The sequence below is a fragment of the Brevibacillus sp. GCM10020057 genome (assembly GCF_042683565.1).
GTDB lineage: Bacteria > Bacillota > Bacilli > Brevibacillales > Brevibacillaceae > Brevibacillus.
Window position 1 is genome coordinate 73,640 of record NZ_JBHUJW010000023.1, and the last position, 20,687, is coordinate 94,326.

Genomic DNA, 20,687 nt, shown 5'->3' on the forward strand with positions numbered 1-20,687 from the left:
TCCCATCCTCAATGGTGAAAATAAAGGAAAACTGGTGAAAAATAAAAAAACCCCACGCCCCCATCGATTACGAGAAGGGACGAGAGGCAGTGTTTACTCCCGCGGTACCACCCAGATTGATGAATGTCAGCCATTCATCCGCTTGTTTTACGTCCGTAACGTGGACCATTCGCTTACCCTTACGCAGCTGGCATGCAGCCTTGGGGGCAAGTGCTGGGAGGCGAGTTCAGATCGCTCCGGGTTGACTTGCACCAGCCGTCAACTCTCTACTGCACGGAGTTTACTCCTACTATTCCTCTTTCAACGCGTCGAAATTTGCAGTTATAACACGATTATAGTAAATCTCAACCAGTCATGTCAACGTTTCGGCTTGCGCGCGGCAAAAAACAGGCGCTCGCTCGTTTCCTTTGGCGGCCGATCCGAGTAGTCGGCCGTCACGACGATGTCCGCAAACCCGGCATCAGACAGCCAGCGGATCAGCTGGATCGGCTGGTACGCCCGCTGCAAGTGCTCTTCCTCCACCCGCTCGTACAGTCCCTCTGGCTGGCGGATAAAAAAGGTCAGCTGATGCTCCACCTCGAGCCGGAGCGGGTCGCAAAAACATTGCCAAATGTACGAAACTTCATCGTCCATGTAGGTGAACGTCTCATCGCCAAAAATGTGCAGCATCTTGTACGGGCTGTGCACGTCAAACAGGAAGCTGCCGCCTTCTGCCAGATGGTCGAACACCCGGCGGAACGTCTCCTGCACATCCGCCTCCTCGGTCAAATAGCTGAGGGAGTCGCACAGCGAGATGACCGCATCGGCCTGCGGCAGCTCGAGTTCGCGCATGTCCTGCTCCACCCAGGTGATTTCCACCTGCTCCCGGCGCATTTTATCATAGGCGACAGCCAGCATCTCCGCCGAAAGGTCGACGCCCGTCACGCGGTAGCCGCGCTTTGCCAGCGGAATGGCGATCGTACCCGTTCCGCAGCCGAGATCAATCACATGCCGCGGCTTCTCCCCTTTGGCAAAGTGGCCCTCTACCCAGTCGAGCCATTCGCCGTAGGGAGAGTCCGCCATCAGCCGGTCGTACACCGCTGCCATATGTGCGTATGCCATAGCGATTACCCCTGTTCGGAGAAGGAGACGATTTCGGCATCCTTCCACAGACGCTCCAGGTTGTAAAACTCGCGATCCTCGCGATGGAATACGTGAATGACGACATCTCCCAGGTCGACGAGCACCCAGCGTCCTTCTTCCGCGCCTTCGATCCCCCGAACATCCATCCCGTTTTTGTGTGCCTGATCGCGGATTTCCTTGACGATCGCCTGCACCTGGCGCTCATTGTTACCATGACAGATCATGAAGTAGTCTGCGATCACGGACAGGTTGCGGATATCCATCACGACCAGCTTTTCCGCTTTTTTCTCCTCGGCAGCCTTCACGACCAAACGAGCCAAATCTTCTACTGTTTTAACCATTAAACCCTCCTACTCTCCCTCTGCGGGAAATCAAGTCGTTATATGCCAAAAGCGTCAACGGATACACCGTCTTTTGCTTTTCGATCAAAAACTGTATCGTGCCTCCCAGCGCCAAAGCCAGAGCGGCATCCAGATCGGTTTCAGCCACCTCGCGGATCTTTTCCACACCGGGAAAATTTCGGTTCGGTTCTATATAGTCTGCCACACAGACCACTTTTTCTAACAGCGTCATGCCTGCTCTGCCAGTCGTATGGTAGCGGACAGCCTGCAAGATTTCCGGGTCCGTAATCCCAAGGTCCGACTGAATGACGATCGCTCCTGCAAAGGCGTGCCACAGCTCCTTTTCGCCTTCGAGCAATTCTGTCGGCATGTCGTGCCGCACGAGAATCTCGAACATCTTGTCGACCGGCCAGCATTTGCAGTAGTCGTGCAAACAGCCGGCCAGCTCGGCCTTGTCAGGGTCCGCTCCGTAGCGAACCGCCAGCTTCCGGGCAGATTCTGCGACGCCGAGCGTGTGCGTATACCGCTTTTCGTGCATTTGCGCCCGCACGCGTGCGAGCAGCTCCTCCCGATTGCTCCACTCATTCATAGATTCGGTTCTCCTTTATATAGCGCTCCACCTCACGCGGGACCAGGTAGCGAATGCTCTGTCCGGCCGCCGCTTTGGCGCGGATCAGCGTGGAGGAAATATCCCAGATGGGCATTTGTACAAAGGTCACGTCTTCCAAGGGGGCTTGATGGTTGATCGTACCGGGGCGGTCATCAGCCGGGTCTGCCTGATCGACAACCGAACCGGGCCGGGCCAATCCGATGAAGCGAACCAGCCGACGAAGCTCCTCGTACCGGTGCCACTTCGGGAGAATTTCCACCATGTCTCCACCAATGATAAAGGAAAAGCGGCACTCTGGAAACTGCGCCACCAGCTGCACAATCGTATCGTACGTATAGGACGGCCCTTCGCGCAAAAGCTCGATGTCGGTCACTCGAAACGATTCGTGGTCCGCGATGGCCAGCTCTACCATTTTCAGCCGCGCCGCTGCAGGAGTGAGGCCTGCTCGCGTCTTGTGCGGCGGTATGTGTGCGGGCATGAACCACACTTCGTCCAGCCCTGCCTGCTCCCTCGCCTGTTCGGCCGCGAGCAAATGCCCGCAGTGAATCGGGTCAAAAGTCCCGCCCAAAATGCCTACGTGCTTGATTCCGTCGTTCATGGCATTCGCCTACGGCAGCTCGATCGTCTTGTGTTCCCGGGATTCCTTGTACAGGACGACGGTGTGCCCGATCAGTTGCACCAGCTCCGCTCCTGCTCCCGCCGCCAGTTGTTCTGCGACTTCATGCTTGTCGTCACTGTTGTTTTGCAAAATGGAGACCTTGATCAATTCGCGCACTTCCAGCGCCTCCTTGATCTGGGTAATCATGTTTTCGTTTACGCCGCCTTTTCCCACCTGAAAAATCGGGGTGAGGTGATGCGCTTCTGCGCGCAAAAAGCGCTTTTGCTTGCCGGTCAACATCGGCATGCCTCCTTCGTTCTATTCATCGGATCGATTTATTTTATTCTGCTGTTTTTGTCAATTGTTGCAGGACCGTCTCCCGCATGATTTCCGTCGGCGCCTTTTTCCCTGTCCACAGTTCAAAGGCCAGCGCTCCCTGATTGACGAACATGCCGATGCCGGAATGGACGCGGGCGCCGATTTCTTTGGCCTCGCTGAGCAGCCTGGTCTCGAGCGGATTGTAGATGAGATCGCTTACGATCAGTCGGTCGTGCAGCCACTCTTTGGGCACAGGCATTTCGGTCACGTTCGGGAGCATCCCGATCGAAGTCGTGTTGATCAAAAGCGAAGCGTCGGCAATCGCTTCTTTTCCTTCTCCCTGCTCCACGATCTTCGTCGAGACGATGGATTGCAAGGATTCTGCCAGGATCGTCGCTCGTTCCCGCGAGCGGTTGATGATGCGAATTTCCTTGACCCCTTTTTCCGCCAGAGTAAAGGCTACCGCACGAGCTGCTCCGCCTGCACCCACCATGGTGACGATCTGCTGGTCGAGCTGGATGCCCGTCTCCTCCTCGAGAGAGCGCACGTATCCCATGCCGTCCGTATTGTAGCCGATCAGGCGTCCGTCCTTGATCACGACCGTATTGACTGCCCCGATGCGCTTCGCCAGCGGATCGATCTCGTCGAGCATCGGCATGATGGCCACCTTGTGCGGAATCGTCACGTTGATTCCCACAAGCCCCAGCGCGCGAATCCCCGCGACGGCATCCTCCAGACTGTCTGCTGCGACATCAAAGGCTACGTAGGCAAAGCCCAAGCCCAATTCCGAAAATGCGGCATTATGCATCATTGGCGATTGTGAATGGGAAACCGGATGGCCGAACAGGCCGACCAGCTTTGTTTTACTCGTAATCACGATGCTCTCCTACCCCCTAATGACCTCTTTTTTTCAGACGCGCGGGAACAAGGACGGCGCCTTTTTCTCCGACGGAGCTAGATCAACCCTTTTCTGATCCCTACGCTTACCCCTTTGGGCGCATGAACCACGACACTGGCGTCATGCTTGCCCTGCAGGCTCACCCAGCCCAAACCGGAGATGACGATGTCGGTAGTCATTCCGGTCGGCTTGATTTTAAACGAATGTTTGACAAACGGCGGCAACGCTCTCGCCGCATCTCCGCCTGTCGGCGGAACGAGCAGGGTGCCATGATGCTTTTCCATCACTTCGTCTGCCTTTTCCAGCTTCGTGCGATGAATATACAAGTCGTTGGACACGTAAATGACAAAAGGCTGGCGATGGCCCTGGACGAAATCGATGCGGGCCAGTCCGCCAAGGAACAGCGTCTGGCGGTCGTCCAGCTGGTACACCCTGGAATTGATCCGGCTTCGCGGCGTAATTGTACGCAAATCTGTCGGTGAGATCATATGCCCGATCTGATCCCGGTTGATGATGCCCGGCGTATCGTAGATGGACCGCCCGTCTTCCAGCGGAATTTCGATCTTGTCCAGTGTTGTGCCCGGGAACGGAGATGTCGTGATCTCCAGCTCCGCTGCACCGTAATCGTGCAAAATGCGGTTGATCATCGTGGATTTCCCCACGTTGGTCACGCCGACGATGTAGACGTCACGCCCATTGCGCAGCTCTCCGATGCGGGCGAGCAGCTCGTCGATGTGCTGACCCTTCGCCGCGCTGATCAGGACGACATCCTGGGGGCGCAGGCCGCGCTCCTTGGCCTCGTGCTGCATCCAGTTGCGCACGCGGTTGAGATTGATGTTGCGCGGCAGCAAGTCGACCTTGTTGCCCACGAGCAAAATCGGATTTTTGCCCACAAAACGCGGCAAGCCCTTCAGCCAGGAGCCCTGGAAATCAAAGATGTCCACGACCATGACTACAAGGGATTGCGTAGAGCCGATGCCGTCCAGAATCCGCAGGAAATCGTCATCCCCCATGCTGACAGGGGCCACTTCGTTGTAGTGCTTGATCCGATGGCAGCGCTGGCAAATGACGTTCTTCCTGCCCAGCGCTGACGGCGGCGCATAGCCTGGCCGTTTGGCATCCTCCGTCTGAATCGCGATTCCGCACCCTGCACAGGCAAGAGCCGTCTGATCCATCATGCTTTTCTCCTCCACGAAACCATTCCTTTCCGTTCCATCCAAATAAGAGCCAATCGTTCCATCTGACGGTTGAAACGCGTCCAAAAACCATCTGTCTGGGCTACCGGCACGACCAGAATCGTGTGAAATCCGAGCCGATTTCCTCCCAGCACATCGGTAAACAATTGATCGCCAATGACGACAGTCTCGGCGATGGTCACGTTCATCTGGCGCACCGCCTGCAGAAAAGCGCGGTTAGTAGGCTTACGAGCCGCACTGATATACCCGATGCCGAGGGGCTTGCAGAAGCACTCGACGCGCTGCTGGTTGTTATTGGAGACCACCGTGACCTGTATGCCTGCGTCGCGCAGTCGCGCAAGCCACATCTCCACCTCCGGGGTTGCGAGCGGCCTGTCCCATTCTACCAGCGTGTTGTCCAGATCGGTGATCACGGCACGAATGCGATTACGTTTCAATTGATCTATATCAATGTGGTGGATTGATTCCACGAACTGATTAGGTACCAGCTTCTGTAAAAACACGGGGCACCTCCAAATAATGTGAAGCAATCAACCGCGATTTCGGCACTTACTATACCATAATCGGCCACTTGGTTGCAAAAGAAAAAGCGCCAGCACCGGCGGCAATGACGAAACCCCCGCGCCGCTGTGCGTCGGGGGTTGGGCTGTCATGACTCTCCCTCGACTTTTTCCCGCCGGGACTCCATCAGCCGACGGACAGACTCGCGCGGAGACCAGCATTGGAACCGGTAATGCGGCTGCGTCTCGTACGTCAGCCGCGAGCAGCGATAAGTGACTTTCCCCGCCGCCTTCTCCACGCGAAAGTGAATACAGGACGCGCAGCAATGATACGCATTCGACCCTTCCACCAGCGTTCCTCCCTACCTCCCGTATTTCCAGGGAAACAGCGTCAGCTGCTCGTACCGCTCCTGCTGCGGCTCTGCGAAGTTGGAGAAGCCTACTCCGACCAGCCGTACTCCTGCCGCGTAGTCAAAAGCATCGAGCAAATCGTCCAAGAGCTCCTGCCAGTTCGCGCCGACAGCGGCCTTGTGCTGCTTGGTCCTCTGCGTGAAATCCGCGTATTTGATCTTCAGCGTGATCGTCTGGGGAACGACATTCTCCTGACGGACGTCTTCTTCGACTTCGCGCAGGAGCGAGTGTGCGATCGGCGCGATAGAGTCGCGGTCGTACAAGTCGAATGGCAGGGTCGTCTCCCTGCTCGTCGACTTGTGCGGGCGATGCGGCTCGATCTCCCGGTTGTCCTCGCCTCTGGCCCGATAGTAGAGTGCCCTGCCCAACTTGCCGAACAGGGCGACCACCTCATCCAGCGACAGCTGCCAAAAATCTTCGACGGTCTTGATCCCTTTTTTGGCCAGCAGCTCCTGCGACTTTTTGCCGACGCCATTGAGCGTACCGATCGGCAGCGGGCGCAAGACATCCAGCGCCTGCTCCGGGCGGATGATGACAAACGCATCCGGCTTTTTCAGGTCGCTCGCGATCTTGGCAAGCGACATGTTGTAGGACAGGCCGATGCTGCAGGTCAAGCCCGTCTCCCGCTTCACCCTCCGCTTGATTTCTCTGGCGACCGGAACGGCATTTTCGTAATGGGACACGTCCAGATAGGCCTCATCCAACCCGACCGTCTGGTAACGTCCCGTATAGGCGGAAAAAATGTCGCGCACCTCTGCCGATTTCTCTACATATCTGGGGTAGCGTACGGGCAAAAAAATGCCTTGGGGGCATTTTTTACGGGCCAACGCGACTGGCATGGCGGAACGCACCCCGAACTTGCGCGCTTCGTAGCTGCAAGTGGACACGACTCCGCGGTTGCCTGTCCCCCCTACGATGACCGGCTTTCCCCGCAGCTCCGGTCTGTCGAGCTGCTCGACACTGGCAAAGAATGCGTCTATATCCAGATGCAAAATTTTTTTCATGAGCCGGATACCACCAAACATACATTCTCGTATGCAAGTATTATCCCTGATTTGGAGCGTACGCGCAAGGGACAGGCACCCATCGCCCTCATGCCGGCAAAAGGGGCGTCTCCAAGTCAAAAAACTCAACTTTTTGAGACAACCCCTTCCGCTTTTCTTATTTGTATACCGCTTCGCCTGGCGCGATTTTATGCCGCTTCCTATTTCACCTGTCTAGCTCCCGGTTTTCTATTTCTTCTCGTTGGAAGCGTATTTGAAGTCGATAAAGCCGAGCGCGTCGATTACGACATCTTTTACGCTGTCCTGCTTCACCCAAGCGTAGGTGAAGTAGTAGATCGGCATGGCAGGCATTTCATCCATGACGATCGCATCCGCTTTTTTGAGGATTTCTTTGCGTTTTTCTGCGTCTCCCTCTTTTGCGGATTGAGCCAGGAGATCGAGGAACTCTTTGTTTTCCCATTTCGAGGTATTCAGACCGCCTTTGAATACTTCCAGGAAGTTGATCGGGTCGTTGAAGTCGCCGATCCAGCTGGCTCGCCCGATCATGAAGTTGCCTTCTTTCATTTGCTCGCGGTGTACTTTATTTTCTTTATTCACCAGTTTGACTTCGATGCCAAACGCTTTGCGCCACTGGTCCTGAATAACTGTCGCGATGCGCTGGTTCACCTCTGTCGTGTTGTAGGCAATCGTCAGCTCAGGCAGCTTGGTGATGCCTTCTTCCTTCATGCCTTCCGCGAGCAGCTTTTTCGCTGTCTCGACATCGCCGTCCTTGATGTAGCCATCCGGATTCAGCGCCATCGTCGGAGGCAGGATGTCCAGCGCAACCGTGCTCTTGAACGGCACGACGCTCTCCGTGATCTCCTTGCGGTTGACCGCTGTGGCGAAGGCTTGGCGAATTTTTTTGTTGTCAAACGGCTTTTGTGTCGTATTGAAAATGTACCAGTACGTCCCGGCTGTCGCCTGCGTCTGCATTTTCCCCGAATCTTTGAGGGATTCCAGCGCGTCAAGCGGCAGATCGCCCAGCGGAGAGCCCGCCCAGTCCAGGTCTCCGTTCTCGAACATCGACAGCTCTGTATTCGCATCTTCGATCATGTTGATCGTGAGCTTGGACAGCTTGACGGAATTTTTGTCCCAATAGGAGTCGTTTTTCACGAATTCGATCTTGGATTTGTGCTCCCACGTCTTCAGCACGAAGGGGCCGTTACCCACGTAGGTTTCCGGCTTGGAAGCCCAGTCTTTGTTTGCTTCCACCGCTTTTTGATTGACCGGGAAATACGTGACGGATGCAACCAGCTCCGGGAAGAACGGGGCCGGATTTTCCAGCGTCACGACCAGCGTCTTGTCATCTGTCGCCTTGACTCCGACATCTTCCGCTTTTGCCTTTTTGGCGTTGTACGCTTCCCCGTTTTTCAGATAGTACATTTGATACGCGTAGGCCGATGCCGTCTCCGGATTCAGCACGCGTTTCCACGCATACTCAAAGTCGCGGGCCGTAACCGGGTCCCCGTTCGACCATTTCGCATCGCGCAAATGGAACGTGTACGTCAGCCCATCCGGCGACACTTCGTACTTCTCTGCAATCGCCTCTTTCAGCTCGCCCTTTTCATTCAGGCGCAAAAGGCCATCGAATGCCGCACGGGCAACAGACATCGAAGGGATATCTTCTGCCAGTCCCGGATCGATGGTGTTCGGTTCGCCTGTACTCAGGTTGACTTGCATGGTTTGCGGGGCCGCTGCCTGCTCTGCTGCAGGAGCCTGTTCCCCCGTCGTGCTCCCCTGCGGCGCACCACAGCCCGCAAAAGCCAGGCTCGTCAGCAGCAACGCGCAAAATGACAGTTTCTGTAACCGTTTCATCAAAAAACCCCCGTCTCTGAAATCGTTTGTCTTGATTGTTAGGAGCATGAATAAATCATATTGTCTTGAAAAAAATTTGTCTACATCAGAAAACTTCTATCAAGATAAAAACTTTATCTGAAAGACGATTTGCAGACGGGCATTTGCCGCGGGAAACCTGTAAACGGCCACAGCAGGACTGCAGCTATGCGCTCCCGAATGAGTAATGATCTCGCTAATTTCGTTACACAAAAAAGGAGATGGATCGAATGCTTTCAAGTTTAGCCACCCCCATCGCGCAGTTGACCGAAAAGGCTGGCGGCGACTGGGGCGTTTATCTGGAAGATCTGCATACGGGAGAGAAGCTGGCGTTCAATGAAAACGAGAGGTTCTACGCAGCGAGCATCATCAAAGTCCCGATCATGGTGGCCGTGTTCGCAGAAGCGTATGCAGGCAGGATCGCGCTGGGGCAGACCGTCAAGCTGCGCCGCGAAGACCTCGTGGGCGGAGCCGGCGTCCTGCAGCATATGACACCGGGTACGGAACTCACTGTGCAGGACCTCGTCACGCTGATGATCATTCAAAGCGACAACTCCGCGACGAACATCCTGATCGACCTGGTCGGGACAGAAAGCATCCGCAGCGCCATGCAAAAGACGGAAATGGTCAACAGCCGCTTCTACAACAAGCTGATGGTAGTGCCCGCCGAGCTGGAAGGCTACAACGAACTGACGGCGGCCGACATGGGCTCCCTGTTCCGCTATTTGGCGACGGGAAAAGTTCTCTCCTACGACAGCTGTCTGAAAATGGTGGCAATCCTCAAACAGCAGCAGCACCGCGACCGCATTCCCCTGCTTCTCCCGGACCCGGACGGCGAGTTCATCGGCATGGTGCCGAAATGGGAGTTCGCGAACAAGACAGGCTCTGTCACCAAGATCACGCACGACACGGGCATCCTCTACCTGGGCAATCACGCAGTCACGATCTGCCTGTTAAACAGAGGGCTGGAGCAAAAGCCGGCCGCCGATGTCATGGCCCAGATTGGCCGGCTCGTCTACGATCTGTACCGGCAAGCATAGCGATCCTTCTATCCCCGCCTGATCCGGCGGGGTCTTTTTATTGCTGCCCGACGCGCGAGCGAAAAAAGCGGGTGTTCCTCTCATGCCGAATGAGAAACACCCGCAGATCATTCTATACTATTTTTCCAAAATCAATTGAGATACATTCCATGCACTCGAGAAAGAAAGCTCGGACAATTGTCCCTGGCCTTCGCACCAGTCGCCTGCGAAGAACAGGTTCCGGTAATCTGGCAAAAACGTAGGCATCGGCTTTTGGTTCATGGTCCACTTGATCTCCTGCACGATCGCACGCGCGGAAACACGCGGAACGACCAACTGCTCGCGCCAGCCGGCAAAGTGCTTGTCGTACAGCGCTTCGATTTCCAGCTTGCGTTGCTCGGCGATCTCCTTGTTCCCCACCTCGGACTGGCGCATATACGCAGTCGCCTGCAGCAACTGTCCGCCCTCCGGAACGCAAGTGTGGTCGTAGTAGGAAATATCGGTGATAAAGATGTTGTTTTGCTTGTCGTAGATGTACGAGTACGGCACGTCGATGCGCTCTTTCAGGCCGATGTCGTACACCATGACGACGGTCGGCTCGTATTCGGCGTGCTGGGCAATGGCATGCTCCAGGCGCGTTCCGGCGAACACCTTGACCATCTCTTTCGGCGGGATACAACTGATGAATTCATCTGCCGTAATTTCGCCTTCCGGTGTAACGACTCCCACGACGTGATCTTCTTCTACATTGAATTTTTCCACTTTTGTTTTCGTCAAAATGACGCCGTTGTTCGCCTCGATGACACGGACAAATTCATTGATGAGCGCTTGCCAGCCCCCGCCGATGTAGGCCACAGGCTTGTTCGTCTTGAACAGACGGCTATAGTAGGTAAAGAACACGTCGGACGGAATTTTCTCCGGCTCGCGCGTGAAGAAGTTGGAGGACGCCAGTGTCAGCATCATGTCTTTAACTTCCTCGTTCACTTGCTGCTTCTCCATCCATTTTTGAATGGACATGTGCGGATGGCCCGTTTCCATCTTCAGCATCGTTTTCAAGATTTCAAACGTAAACAATACTTTGTCCATACCTTTCAAAAGCTTGGTCTGGAACAGTCCTTGTATGTTCGCTGGAACAGCCGTCAAGTCGTCTCCGATATCGTACTTCGCTTTTGTCGGATTAAAGTCTTGCCAATCAATGTGAAGGCCCAATTCCTTTTCAAACGTCCGCAAAAATGAGCTGTCCCGGGCATAGATCGCATGGGCGCCAAAGTTGAAATTGAAGCCTTTGATTTTCAATGTGACGGCGCGACCGCCAAGCTGTCCGCGCTCCAAAACTGCTACTTTTTTTCCTTTCGCCGAAAGATAGGCGGCACTGGAGAGACCAGCCAGTCCTCCGCCTACAATCACAACGTCATAGTGATTGGTTGTCATACACAATCTCCCCTACGCTACTCTCAATGTTGATGACATGGTGAAAACACTATCCTAGAATAAGGGATAGATCCCGTGGAAGTCAACCATTATTGAACTGTGTACATTTTTATACTGATAGATACCACTCATTTCCTTATGTGCTCCATGATGACTGTTTCCTCTCCCATCCCGTGCAAGCCCGCTCCCGGAGCAGCTGTCGCCTGTACGCGAGAGCGATGACCTCTTACGCAGTATTCCCTTGCGCGGAAGGTATATCCTGCTGATTATCGCGCGGCCGCTCGCACGAAGCCCGCAAACCCTTGCTAGTTTTGCTCGTTTCTGCGCGTCATTTGCTGCCAGACCGTTCCGCTGGCAGCTACTCCGCTTTCAATTCGCTCTACCGCCATCTGCACCTGCAGACTCACTTCAAATTCCGGATCGTTTTGCGCTGCACGCAGAGCCGGGAGGGCCGATTCATCTCCGACCTCAAACAGGAAGCGCGCCGCCCGCCAGCGTACCAGCTTGTTGCGGTCCGCCAGCGCTTCGCACATCGGAGCGATCGCCCGCGGATCACCCAGATCGGACAGCGTATCCCCAGCCGTCCGTCTGACCGACACGGAATCGTCCTTCAGTGCACGGAACAGCAAGGGAAAAACGGCGTCACCCCCGACCATCCCCAAGTAAACGACTGCCAGCCTGCGAATGGACGGCTTGGCATCCGCTAATGCCTTTTCCAGCACCGGAAGGTCTTCCTCGCTCGGCTCCATCCGTTCCAGAGCAGCGTAACGTTTTTGCCAGTCGGGGTCGTCCAGCATTTCCAGCGTGACCTTTTTCTTTTCCCGTACGATCGGGGCAGGCGCATCCCCTTCGCCAAGCTGCAGCGCCCTTTCGACCAATTCTTCCACGCGGGCTTCGGGATACGCGGCTGTAATTTCCTGCGCGACTTCTTCCCCGATCTCCCGCAAGTCCCCGTAGCGGACGCCATGCTCGACCCATTTGCGCTCCATGATCAGATTCTGCGACGCCGACCCGGCACGCATCGCCGCCTGGCCAAACCGCTCCGGCAGCGCAGCGCGAATCTGCTCCGTCCCCATCGTGACTTTGACCTGCATCGGAATGTCGCGGAACATTTGCACGAATACTTGCGCTTCCCCGAACGCCGCCGCCTCTCCCGCGACAACCACGGGCACGGCCGCCCCCTCGCCTGTCGCAAAAATCTCCCGCGCCTGCGTCAAAATGCGCTGCCAGTCCGCATTCGCTTTGCGCTCCAGCGCGAGGAAGTCAGCGGTGTGAAAGATCGAGGCGACTCCATCAATCGCCAGCAGCTTCCCCATCAGCTCCGGGGAGCTGGCTGCCTTTTCTTTTGTATAGACATGTTGGACACCGTCCGGCAGACGCTCGTCGACGTTCAGCTTCATCACATTCGGACTGGGCGTCGGTTCGATGGACAACAGTTTCATGGCTTTTGTCACTCCTTTATCCGCATGTGGGCGAAAATCCCTTTAATCGTAGCACGGAATTGGGCCGCATATCCAATCTGCGGTGCATTTCCGTACAATTTGCGCGGCTACAGCGGCAGCTTGTAATAGTCGTTTGCCGACCGGACGACAAACCCGCACGATTCATACAGGCCCAGCGCCCCGCTGTTTTCGGAGGCGACCTCCAGCGACATCCGCTCTGCTCCCTGCGCCCGGATCAACTCGATGGTACGGGCCAGCGCGCGGCGGCCGTAGCCTTTGCCCTGGTGATCGGGATGCACGCAAAAACCGTAGATAAAGCCTTCGCCGTCCGTGACCTTGGCGCTGATCTTCCCGATCGGCTTGCCGTCTGTGAAGATCAGGAAGGTCCTCGCGTCAGCCTCCTGCTCCACGCGGATGCTCATTTCCCTGGCGCGAGCCTCGTCCATCTGGAAGCCGTGGACATTCAGCCGGATCACGGTCTCCACATCTTCCGGACCTGCCGCGCGCAGCTCGATGTCAGCAGCAGGTTTGGCCGTCTTTCCGCTGTCCAGGTCCATCCAATATTCTGAAAATTGATAACTGGCTCCAAGCTGCTCCATGCACGCCTTGCCCGACTTAGACGCTCGCTGCACGATAAACAGCTGGTGCGGAATGTTTCGCGTCCGGCAATGCTTTGCGGCGCGCGCTTGCAGCGCCCGAAATATCCCCCGCCTGCGATAGTCGGGATGAACCATGCCGCTCACTTCGGCCTCCCCGCCGTGAAAGACGTACATGCCGAGAAAGCCGACCAGCTGCTCCCCCACATAGCACAAAAAATCTTCCGTATGGGTGCCAGAGCGATTCGCCAGCATGTCCGGGTTGACTTTCAAATCGATGCCGTCGTGCTCGTTGCACACATTTACCAGTTGTTTGACCGCTGCCAGCTCATCTGCCGACAACTTGCTTTTTTCGCTGATTAGATGCTTCATGATTTGGGCCTCCTAAAAATACTGACGTCTGATTTCGGCCGCCACTTCCTCCAGGTTGTTCGCCACCTGCGGAATGGAGTAGCCTATGTAGAGCGGCGAGGTCACAAAGCGCGGCACAGCCTTCGCGATTATCCTGCCGTTGCTGCGGTAGAAGAAAAAATTGTAGCTAAGACAGCGGCGATTGGCGTGATGAAGAATCCAGTGCGCCAAAATTTGCAGGTATTCCGCCATTCGCGGCAATCCGTCCCAATTGGAAAGAATGACGTTGTATTCATAAAAGCCTGCCCGAGGGTGTGACGAGAGGTTCAATTCCACTCCCCGCGCCCGGTCGATGAGGACCCCCTCGAAATCGCTCTCCTTCACCTGGCTGCGATAATCGTACTTGTTCAAGCCGACAATTTGCATATGCGGGTGACGGATGCTGCCGCCTGAATAGGGGCCGTGATTTTTGAAGAACAGAACGGATTGGAAGGCGCCGCTGTCGTCAAGCTCCAGCCACTTTTCCAGCCCGAATGCGAGCAGCTCGTGCGCATGTTCTTTGGAGTAGACGGACCAGTCCCCATCGCAGTCATCCGATTCGATCAGGACGGTCTGGTATGTATCCTGCAAGACCGGAAACTTGTTCATCAGCCAAATCATCGACCCGCGCCGTTCCAATATATCCGTAAGGTTGTCTGTGTCGCAGAACGGACAGGCAGTCTCGCGGTTGGTGATGCTCTCCGGTTTTTTTCGGCCGATGTGCATGTTGAAATGCAAATGCGTCTGCATCATCCGCATAATCCTCCTCATTGCCAATACTCTAACTTTACACGGAAATCATTAGAAAATCATTCCGTATTTTCTTCCCTGTTTTTATGTTATCATCCTCCCAAAAGTAAGTGAAAAAATGCGAGCCAAGTGCCGCTCGCAGACTCTCCAGGAGGTCCTGCCATGATACACGTCTATCCGGCCGCATCCCGTTACACAGCGGACCACGGCTGGCTGAAAAGCAGCTTCAGCTTCTCCTTTGCCGATTATTACGATCCCGACAACATGGGCTTCGGCCCGCTGCGCGTATTCAATGACGACTGCGTAGCTCCGCAGACCGGTTTCGGCGCCCATCCGCACCGGGAGATGGAAATCATCTCGATCGTCCTGCAAGGGCAACTCGCCCATCGCGACAGCACCGGCAACCAGGAGGTCATTCGACCGGGGGAAGTACAGCGGATGAGTGCAGGCACAGGCATCGTTCATTCGGAGATGAACCCATCCGCGACAGAAGAAGTGAAGTTTTTGCAGCTCTGGTTCGAGCCTGCCCAGTACGGACTTGCGCCATCCTACGAGCAGAAGACGTACGACCAGGCGAAGCTGGCGAACCAGCTGCTGCCGGTCGTCTCTGCTGAAGGCGGCGAGCAGATCGCCAAAATCCATCAAGACCTGACTTTGTACCTCTCTCGCCTGGAGAGCGGCAAGACGATTCGCTTTGAACAGGAAGCGGGGAGGCGCATCTATCTTTTCGTCATGCAAGGGTCTTTGCGGCTCAACGGCGACGCCGCGCTCGAGACGCGGGAGGCCGCGCGCATCACCGAGACTGGAATCCTCGACATCGAAGCGGCAGCCGACACGCACTTCATGCTGATCGACCTGCCCTGACCCTCTTTGCCCGCTTTGCAGCATGAACTTTTCTGATAGTCACGCAGCCTATTTTTCATCCAACGGGCTGCGTTTTCTTTTTTTATCTCAAATCTCCCGCATACAATAAATAGTAGTGTATCGCGGAAAGGTGTTGGATGAAATGGAAAAGTCGTTTTATTACCCGGTCAGCTGGAGTGAGGCTCACAAATACAAAGCGTTGCTCGACCAAGAAGGCGTCCCGTACGAAATACAATCCCCCCTGGATTTGCCCATCCTGGAAAAAGGCCAACTGGCCATCGTCTTTCCTTCGATTCCGTTGCGGATGTACGCTTGGGTTCGGACCTTGTTTTACCGGGACGGCCTGCGCTATCCCGACAAGTATTCGTACGACTTCGGTTCGCGCTAGGCGGCACCGGCAGGAGCAATCCCGCAGGAAATAACCCGACGTGTTCTCCCCGCTCACGACAGGCGGTGAATTCCTGAGCCGCGTTCTCCAGTCCTTTAGCCGACAGCAAAAACAACGGCCCGCCTCTTTTCTCCCGAGGCGGGCCTCCTTTACATGAGCCTTGTATTTTTGCCAGCCGCCGCTTCTTTCGGCGGCTCGCTTGGCTCCAAATACACCAAAAACCTTCTGGCTTGCTTGTACATGATCGACAAAGTCAGTTCCCTTATCTTGTTCATCACTTCATCTTTTCGTTCGGGCGGAAGCTCCGCTTCGAGCTTTTCTTCTTGCTCGGCTAAATAAGACATTACCCATTCCGGGTCCAATTTGTAGGCAGGCAACGACAGCGACTCCTCTACTAAATAATCTATTCCAGTCTACCGAAGCCCACCGTCAATTCACAGCCACAATTACTGGCTGCGCACACAGAGATTGGCACTGTCGCTCGCTATTTCCCTTGCTCCAGCTCCTCGATCATGGCAGACAGCTCAGCCCACCGCTCGATGGCCGCTTCCAGTTCGGCTGCCACCTGCTGTTCTTCTGCGTACAGCTTTTCGACTTTCCCGTAGTCGCTGCCAAAAGCCGCAATTTCTTCTTTCAGCCTGGCGCTGCGTTCCTCCAGCGCCGCGATCTTGCCTTCGATTTCGTCCCATTCCTTTTGATCCTTGTAGGACAGCTTCTTCGTCCGGTTGTTGCCGCGATTCGCCTGGCTGCCCGCGCTTTTTTCCTGCGGCGCTGCTGCGGCCGCCGCTTTGCTGGCACGCTGCTCCTCCAAATACTCCGAGTAATTGCCGGTAAACGGACGAATGACGCCCTGCCCTTCAAAGGCAAACAGGTGGTCAACGGTCCGGTCCAGGAAGTAGCGGTCGTGAGAGACGGTTATGACGGCGCCGGGAAAATTTTCCAGGTAATCTTCCAGGATGCTGAGGGTCTGAATGTCGAGGTCGTTCGTCGGCTCGTCCAGGAACAGGACGTTCGGCTCGCCCATCAGTGTGCGGAGCAAGTACAATCGGCGCCGCTCCCCGCCGGACAGCCGCGAGATCGGCGTGTACTGCATCGACGGTGAAAAGAGGAAGCGTTCCAGCATTTGCGATGCCGTAATCGTCTCTCCGTCGCTCGTATGAATGACTTCCGCCGCTTCTTTAATATAATCGATCACCCGCAGCTTCTCGTTCATTTCCACGTTGTTTTGCGTGTAGTAGGCGATCTTGACAGTCTGTCCTACCTCGATCTTACCCGTGTCGGGCTGGATTCGTCCTGCCAGCATGTTGAGCAGCGTCGATTTGCCGCTGCCGTTCGGGCCGATGATCCCGACGCGGTCACCTGGCAGGACGATGTAGCTGAAGTCCCGGATCAGCTGGCGGTCGCCGTAGGCTTTGCTGATGTGCTCCACCTCGATGACCTTTTTGCCAAGCCGGCTTGCACCCAGTGCCATATCCAGCTTGGCGGCAGGCCCTTCGACGACGCGGTCGCGGAGCTCTTCGACCCGTTGGACGCGCGCCTTTTGCTTGGTCGTGCGTGCTTTTGCCCCGCGGCGCAGCCACGCCAGTTCCCGCCGCAGCAGATTTTGCCGTTTGCTCTCGGCCGCCGCTTCGTTTTCTTCCCGCTCCGCCTTTTTCTCCAGAAATGTCGCGTAGTTGCCCTCGTAGCTGTAGAGCTTGCCGCCGTCCAGCTCGAACGTCCGGTTGGTCACGCGGTCCAGGAAATACCGGTCGTGCGTCACGAGCAGCAAAGCGCCTTGGTAGCGGGACAAGTATTCCTCCAGCCACTCCACCGTCTCGTTGTCGATATGGTTGGTCGGCTCGTCGAGAATGAGCAAATCCGCCGGCTGGATCAGGGCACGCGCCATCGCCACCCGCTTTCTCTGGCCCCCGGACAGTTCGCTCACTTTTTGGGAAAAGTCGTGCAAGCCAAGCTGCGTCAAGATCATCTTAGCCTGCGTGCTGCTCTCCCACGCGTCGGCTGCATCCATTTTGCTCTGCAAGGCAAAGACGCGGGCCTGCTTTTTCTCGTCTTCCGGAGCGGTCTGCAGGTCGGCCAGTGCCCTTTCGTACTCGCGCAAGAGCTGAATCAAGGGAGAATCGCCGTAAAAGACCTGATCCAGTACGGAGGACTCTTCCTCGAAGCTCGGGTTTTGCGGCAAATATTCCACATGGAAGCGGTTGGCGTGCACAATCCTCCCGCTGTCGGCGGTGTCGAGCCCCGCGATGATTTTCAACAGCGAAGACTTCCCGGTGCCGTTTACGCCGATCAGACCGATCCGCTGCTGCTCGGCGATATGAAAAGAGATGTTCTCGAATAATACTTTTTCCCCATAGCTTTTGGAGAGATTTTCAACAGATAAGATTTGCATCGTCGTCACCTGAACTTTTCGATTGATTCCGGCCTTGCATTGGTTGCCAGCAAGCTGCATGGGAATGCTACATCCGATCGTACCATGTTTTTGCAGGAAGCTCTAGGGAGGACAAGGGAAAATCAGCGCAAGCAAATGAGAAGAACAAAAAACCAGGGAGAGCTCTCCCTGGTTTACTATGTATGAGATGGTGCTAGCGAAGGGATTTGAACCCCCGACCTGCTGATTACGAATCAGCTGCACTACCCCTGTGCTACGCTAGCACGTTGCTTACAGGAATTATATTAGTATACTCTACGCAAAAAAACAAGAGGAAATTTCACAGATTCATGATTTTTTTTGCCTGCTGCAAGACGGTGCCAATCAGCTGACCAGAAATCACCAGATCAGCGCAATCGTCCAGCCAGGTAGGATCGCGGTTGACGATGACGAGCCTTGCCCCTGTAAACACCACACACGCCTTTGCTTTTGCGACCCACTCTGCCAAAACTTCCAGCCGATCCGTGCGATCTCCCTGCTTTCACCCGTTATCCTGTTCCTCCATATTGTAGTAGAAAGCGGCGCATTTTGCACACGCAGGAGGTTGGCTTGTCCATGACCACTTATTTCGTATCCGATATTCACGGCCAGTATCAGGCCTTTCAAAAAGCGCTGCAGGACGCTTCCTTTTCGCCCGCGCAAGGCGACAAGCTGTATGTGATCGGGGACACGATCGATCGCGGCTCGCAGTCAAAGGACGTCCTGCTGTACATCCTGAATCTGCAACACCAGTATCCCGAGCAGGTTTTTCTCATCAAAGGAAACCACGAGCAAATGTTTGAAGACTGGCTCAGCGGCAGAGGCGACGCTGAAAATTACTTGCGTTTCAACGGCGGAGACGCCACGGTTCGCTCCTTTCTCGGCAGCCACCCTTTGCGCCGCGCTTTCGTGAACGGGGGTCTCCCCTCTCCCCAGGTCCAGGACGAAGCAAGGCGGATTATCCTCGCAGAGTACCCGTTCCTGCTGCCCGCCTTAAAAGCGCTTCCCCTCTACATCGAGCTGCCCGCAGACCCACGTACCGGCGCTCCGGCTGTCCTGCTCGTTCACGCCGGCATCCGGCCCGGCATACCGCTGTCCCGGCAAAACCCGGAAGACCTGCTGTGGATTCGGGAGCCTTTTTACAACCATTACACCGGAGAAATGCCCATCGTTTTCGGGCACACGCCTGTTCCCAAGCTTCCCGGCTACCGCGGCAACGGACCGTGGCGGCGTGACAATCTCATCGGAATCGACGGCGGCGCTGCCTACCGCCGGGGGGTGCTGCTCGTGGAATGGCCTTCTTTGCAGTCGATTTTCGTCCCCGTGCAGGCCATTCAGCCTGATCCCATCATACAGGTCAACGGGCAGGGCAGCAGTTTGCCCAAATGACGTATTGTTTCTTGTCCGTTTTTACACTACAATGGGTAGTGGAATCGGGCATTTCCTCCTTGGACAAGCCCCTTGGCTCTTCCTGCAATTGCAATCTACAACGACGGCACAATATGCTACTATGAGGACGAGGTGTTTATATGAAGCGTCAACAAGCCTTGGAACAAGCCATGTTTGCTTCCTGGGGAGTCGCCTTGATCGCCACGGCTGGCAGTCTCTTTTTTTCTGAATTGCTCAATTACATACCGTGCAATCTGTGCTGGTACCAGCGAATCCTCATGTACCCGCTCGTCATCCTGCTGGGAGTCGCTTCCGCGAGAAAAGATTACCGCATATCGCTGTATGCCCTGATCCTCTCGTCGATCGGCGGCCTGATCTCCCTCTATCATTACTTGATCCAGAAAGTCCCGGCCTTGCACGAGCTGGGCAATGCTTGCGGCATCGTCCCCTGCAATACGGACTACATCAACTGGTTTGGCTTTATCACGATCCCTTTTCTCGCGCTGGTCGCTTTTATCCTGATCATCGCGCTGCAAGTGTTCATTCTGAAAAACGGAAAGGAGAGGTAATTCATGAAAAAGATCATCTTTCTGTCCATCCTCGTAGCAGCGGTGCTGATCGGGGCAATCGTCTACTCCGACATCTCCAACCGCCAGCAAGCGGCCGGCAACCCTTACGGCAAGGCCAATCTCAATCCGGCGACGCTCGCTCAGCTAAACGACCCGCTGTACGACAACCTGATCATGCCCGACGAGCTGAAACAGCGCCTGAACAACAAGGAAGACCTGTATGTCTACTACTACAGCCCGGTCTGCGAGCACTGCCAGGCTACGACGCCCGTCCTCGTGCCGATCGTGCGGGAAATGAAGATCGACATGAAAAAGCACAACCTGCTCGAATTCGCCTCCAGCTGGGATGACTTCCAGATCGAGTACACGCCGACCCTCGTCCACTACAAGGGCGGCAAGGAAGTCGCGCGCCTGGTCGGCGGCCACGAGGCGAACGAATGGAGACAATGGCTGGAAGAGCAGCAAAAATTATAGTGGTTGCAGCAAGCCTCCCGAAATCGCAACGGGGGGCTGTTCTTTTTGTTTGCCTGGTGACATTTATGTGAACGTGCTGGCGATCTCTGGAAGAAATA

The 20,687-nt window shown here is 55.5% G+C and carries 24 protein-coding genes, 1 tRNA gene and 1 other annotated feature; of the genes, 6 read left to right on the top strand and 19 right to left on the bottom strand.

What is annotated here, in order from left to right:
- Positions 1–72: 72 nt before the first annotated feature.
- Positions 73–313, bottom strand: a binding site (T-box leader).
- A 44-nt stretch (positions 314–357) separates the two neighbouring features.
- From ACFSO0_RS07235 to ACFSO0_RS07285, 11 genes are all read right to left on the bottom strand, one after another.
- Positions 358–1,101, bottom strand: a complete 744-nt coding sequence (locus ACFSO0_RS07235) for a class I SAM-dependent DNA methyltransferase (RefSeq protein WP_376878424.1) — start codon at positions 1,099–1,101, stop codon at positions 358–360.
- Between the two features lie 5 nt (positions 1,102–1,106).
- Entirely contained in the window at positions 1,107–1,463 is a 357-nt protein-coding gene (gene rsfS / locus ACFSO0_RS07240; protein ID WP_376878426.1) for a ribosome silencing factor, read from the bottom strand.
- Positions 1,456–2,052 (bottom strand): bis(5'-nucleosyl)-tetraphosphatase (symmetrical) YqeK, encoded by a 597-nt coding sequence (yqeK, locus tag ACFSO0_RS07245; RefSeq protein ID WP_376878428.1) that lies wholly within the window; start codon positions 2,050–2,052, stop codon positions 1,456–1,458. Before yqeK ends, rsfS begins: the two co-directional genes overlap by 8 nt.
- Positions 2,045–2,671, bottom strand: a complete 627-nt coding sequence (locus ACFSO0_RS07250) for a nicotinate-nucleotide adenylyltransferase (RefSeq protein WP_376878430.1) — start codon at positions 2,669–2,671, stop codon at positions 2,045–2,047. The genes yqeK and ACFSO0_RS07250 overlap by 8 nt, the downstream gene beginning before the upstream one ends.
- A gap of 9 nt (positions 2,672–2,680) precedes the next feature.
- Entirely contained in the window at positions 2,681–2,971 is a 291-nt protein-coding gene (yhbY, locus tag ACFSO0_RS07255) for a ribosome assembly RNA-binding protein YhbY (protein ID WP_376878432.1), read from the bottom strand.
- A 40-nt stretch (positions 2,972–3,011) separates the two neighbouring features.
- Positions 3,012–3,866 carry a shikimate dehydrogenase gene (locus tag ACFSO0_RS07260; RefSeq protein WP_376878434.1) on the bottom strand — a complete coding sequence of 285 codons (855 nt, stop codon included), beginning with the start codon at positions 3,864–3,866 and terminating at the stop codon, positions 3,012–3,014.
- 77 nt (positions 3,867–3,943) lie between these two features.
- Positions 3,944–5,062, bottom strand: a complete 1,119-nt coding sequence (yqeH, locus tag ACFSO0_RS07265; protein ID WP_376878893.1) for a ribosome biogenesis GTPase YqeH — start codon at positions 5,060–5,062, stop codon at positions 3,944–3,946.
- Positions 5,062–5,586: a YqeG family HAD IIIA-type phosphatase gene (locus tag ACFSO0_RS07270; protein ID WP_376878436.1), complete on the bottom strand. Its 525-nt coding sequence runs from the start codon at positions 5,584–5,586 to the stop codon at positions 5,062–5,064. The genes yqeH and ACFSO0_RS07270 overlap by 1 nt, the downstream gene beginning before the upstream one ends.
- 146 nt (positions 5,587–5,732) lie before the next feature.
- Positions 5,733–5,933, bottom strand: coding sequence for a hypothetical protein (locus ACFSO0_RS07275; RefSeq protein WP_376878438.1), 201 nt, complete (start codon positions 5,931–5,933; stop codon positions 5,733–5,735).
- Positions 5,934–5,945: 12 nt separating this feature from the next.
- Positions 5,946–6,998 (bottom strand): DNA polymerase IV, encoded by a 1,053-nt coding sequence (locus tag ACFSO0_RS07280; protein ID WP_376878440.1) that lies wholly within the window; start codon positions 6,996–6,998, stop codon positions 5,946–5,948.
- Positions 6,999–7,226: 228 nt separating this feature from the next.
- Entirely contained in the window at positions 7,227–8,852 is a 1,626-nt protein-coding gene (locus ACFSO0_RS07285; RefSeq protein WP_376878442.1) for a peptide ABC transporter substrate-binding protein, read from the bottom strand.
- 248 nt (positions 8,853–9,100) lie between these two features.
- Between ACFSO0_RS07285 and ACFSO0_RS07290 the strand changes: the two genes are divergently transcribed.
- Positions 9,101–9,910 carry a serine hydrolase gene (locus tag ACFSO0_RS07290; RefSeq protein WP_376878444.1) on the top strand — a complete coding sequence of 270 codons (810 nt, stop codon included), beginning with the start codon at positions 9,101–9,103 and terminating at the stop codon, positions 9,908–9,910.
- Between the two features lie 117 nt (positions 9,911–10,027).
- Here ACFSO0_RS07290 and ACFSO0_RS07295 read toward each other — a convergent pair whose 3' ends face one another.
- From ACFSO0_RS07295 to ACFSO0_RS07310, 4 genes are all read right to left on the bottom strand, one after another.
- Positions 10,028–11,320 (bottom strand): phytoene desaturase family protein, encoded by a 1,293-nt coding sequence (locus ACFSO0_RS07295; RefSeq protein ID WP_376878446.1) that lies wholly within the window; start codon positions 11,318–11,320, stop codon positions 10,028–10,030.
- Between the two features lie 305 nt (positions 11,321–11,625).
- On the bottom strand, positions 11,626–12,762 hold the full coding sequence (locus ACFSO0_RS07300; RefSeq protein ID WP_376878448.1) for a virulence factor: 1,137 nt from the start codon (positions 12,760–12,762) through the stop codon (positions 11,626–11,628).
- A 107-nt stretch (positions 12,763–12,869) separates the two neighbouring features.
- Positions 12,870–13,730, bottom strand: a complete 861-nt coding sequence (locus ACFSO0_RS07305) for a GNAT family N-acetyltransferase (RefSeq protein ID WP_376878450.1) — start codon at positions 13,728–13,730, stop codon at positions 12,870–12,872.
- A 12-nt stretch (positions 13,731–13,742) separates the two neighbouring features.
- Positions 13,743–14,501 (bottom strand): DUF4931 domain-containing protein, encoded by a 759-nt coding sequence (locus ACFSO0_RS07310; protein WP_376878452.1) that lies wholly within the window; start codon positions 14,499–14,501, stop codon positions 13,743–13,745.
- 159 nt (positions 14,502–14,660) lie between these two features.
- Here ACFSO0_RS07310 and ACFSO0_RS07315 point away from each other — a divergent pair, with 159 nt between their 5' ends.
- Together ACFSO0_RS07315 and ACFSO0_RS07320 are read left to right on the top strand one after the other, a co-directional pair.
- Positions 14,661–15,362, top strand: coding sequence for a pirin family protein (locus ACFSO0_RS07315; protein WP_376878454.1), 702 nt, complete (start codon positions 14,661–14,663; stop codon positions 15,360–15,362).
- Between the two features lie 142 nt (positions 15,363–15,504).
- Positions 15,505–15,750, top strand: a complete 246-nt coding sequence (locus tag ACFSO0_RS07320) for a hypothetical protein (protein WP_376878456.1) — start codon at positions 15,505–15,507, stop codon at positions 15,748–15,750.
- Positions 15,751–15,899: 149 nt separating this feature from the next.
- On the opposite strand, the gene ACFSO0_RS07325 is transcribed toward ACFSO0_RS07320, so the two are convergent.
- The 4 genes from ACFSO0_RS07325 to ACFSO0_RS07340 all read right to left on the bottom strand — a co-directional run bounded on the left by ACFSO0_RS07325 (position 15,900) and on the right by ACFSO0_RS07340 (position 18,626).
- The gene (locus tag ACFSO0_RS07325; protein WP_376878458.1) at positions 15,900–16,127 is read right to left on the bottom strand and encodes a hypothetical protein; all 228 of its coding nucleotides are present in this window, start codon (positions 16,125–16,127) and stop codon (positions 15,900–15,902) included.
- A 107-nt stretch (positions 16,128–16,234) separates the two neighbouring features.
- Complete coding sequence (locus ACFSO0_RS07330; protein WP_376878460.1) at positions 16,235–18,139, bottom strand: ABC-F family ATP-binding cassette domain-containing protein; 1,905 nt, start codon at positions 18,137–18,139, stop codon at positions 16,235–16,237.
- A gap of 188 nt (positions 18,140–18,327) precedes the next feature.
- Positions 18,328–18,402 (bottom strand) — tRNA-Thr (locus ACFSO0_RS07335).
- Positions 18,403–18,458: 56 nt separating this feature from the next.
- Positions 18,459–18,626, bottom strand: coding sequence for a hypothetical protein (locus ACFSO0_RS07340; RefSeq protein WP_376878462.1), 168 nt, complete (start codon positions 18,624–18,626; stop codon positions 18,459–18,461).
- A gap of 107 nt (positions 18,627–18,733) precedes the next feature.
- On the opposite strand from ACFSO0_RS07340, the gene ACFSO0_RS07345 reads away from it, so the two are divergent.
- The 3 genes from ACFSO0_RS07345 (at position 18,734) to ACFSO0_RS07355 (ending at position 20,589) form a co-directional block, all read left to right on the top strand.
- Complete coding sequence (locus ACFSO0_RS07345; RefSeq protein ID WP_376878464.1) at positions 18,734–19,546, top strand: metallophosphoesterase family protein; 813 nt, start codon at positions 18,734–18,736, stop codon at positions 19,544–19,546.
- Between the two features lie 140 nt (positions 19,547–19,686).
- Positions 19,687–20,115, top strand: coding sequence for a disulfide oxidoreductase (locus ACFSO0_RS07350; protein ID WP_376878466.1), 429 nt, complete (start codon positions 19,687–19,689; stop codon positions 20,113–20,115).
- 3 nt (positions 20,116–20,118) lie between these two features.
- Positions 20,119–20,589 carry a thioredoxin family protein gene (locus ACFSO0_RS07355; RefSeq protein WP_376878468.1) on the top strand — a complete coding sequence of 157 codons (471 nt, stop codon included), beginning with the start codon at positions 20,119–20,121 and terminating at the stop codon, positions 20,587–20,589.
- The last annotated feature ends 98 nt before the right edge of the window (positions 20,590–20,687 follow it).

Bases quoted from the DNA above. Each gene is read 5' to 3' on its own strand.
- ACFSO0_RS07235 (WP_376878424.1), bottom strand. From the start codon at position 1,101: ATGGCATACGCACATATGGCAGCGGTGTACGACCGGCTGATGGCGGAC.
- rsfS (WP_376878426.1), bottom strand. From the start codon at position 1,463: ATGGTTAAAACAGTAGAAGATTTGGCTCGTTTGGTCGTGAAGGCTGCC.
- yqeK (WP_376878428.1), bottom strand. From the start codon at position 2,052: ATGAATGAGTGGAGCAATCGGGAGGAGCTGCTCGCACGCGTGCGGGCG.
- ACFSO0_RS07250 (WP_376878430.1), bottom strand. From the start codon at position 2,671: ATGAACGACGGAATCAAGCACGTAGGCATTTTGGGCGGGACTTTTGAC.
- yhbY (WP_376878432.1), bottom strand. From the start codon at position 2,971: ATGTTGACCGGCAAGCAAAAGCGCTTTTTGCGCGCAGAAGCGCATCAC.
- yqeH (WP_376878893.1), bottom strand. From the start codon at position 5,062: ATGGATCAGACGGCTCTTGCCTGTGCAGGGTGCGGAATCGCGATTCAG.
- ACFSO0_RS07280 (WP_376878440.1), bottom strand. From the start codon at position 6,998: ATGAAAAAAATTTTGCATCTGGATATAGACGCATTCTTTGCCAGTGTC.
- ACFSO0_RS07285 (WP_376878442.1), bottom strand. From the start codon at position 8,852: ATGAAACGGTTACAGAAACTGTCATTTTGCGCGTTGCTGCTGACGAGC.
- ACFSO0_RS07290 (WP_376878444.1), top strand. From the start codon at position 9,101: ATGCTTTCAAGTTTAGCCACCCCCATCGCGCAGTTGACCGAAAAGGCT.
- ACFSO0_RS07295 (WP_376878446.1), bottom strand. From the start codon at position 11,320: ATGACAACCAATCACTATGACGTTGTGATTGTAGGCGGAGGACTGGCT.
- ACFSO0_RS07300 (WP_376878448.1), bottom strand. From the start codon at position 12,762: ATGAAACTGTTGTCCATCGAACCGACGCCCAGTCCGAATGTGATGAAG.
- ACFSO0_RS07305 (WP_376878450.1), bottom strand. From the start codon at position 13,730: ATGAAGCATCTAATCAGCGAAAAAAGCAAGTTGTCGGCAGATGAGCTG.
- ACFSO0_RS07310 (WP_376878452.1), bottom strand. From the start codon at position 14,501: ATGATGCAGACGCATTTGCATTTCAACATGCACATCGGCCGAAAAAAA.
- ACFSO0_RS07315 (WP_376878454.1), top strand. From the start codon at position 14,661: ATGATACACGTCTATCCGGCCGCATCCCGTTACACAGCGGACCACGGC.
- ACFSO0_RS07320 (WP_376878456.1), top strand. From the start codon at position 15,505: ATGGAAAAGTCGTTTTATTACCCGGTCAGCTGGAGTGAGGCTCACAAA.
- ACFSO0_RS07330 (WP_376878460.1), bottom strand. From the start codon at position 18,139: ATGCAAATCTTATCTGTTGAAAATCTCTCCAAAAGCTATGGGGAAAAA.
- ACFSO0_RS07345 (WP_376878464.1), top strand. From the start codon at position 18,734: ATGACCACTTATTTCGTATCCGATATTCACGGCCAGTATCAGGCCTTT.
- ACFSO0_RS07350 (WP_376878466.1), top strand. From the start codon at position 19,687: ATGAAGCGTCAACAAGCCTTGGAACAAGCCATGTTTGCTTCCTGGGGA.
- ACFSO0_RS07355 (WP_376878468.1), top strand. From the start codon at position 20,119: ATGAAAAAGATCATCTTTCTGTCCATCCTCGTAGCAGCGGTGCTGATC.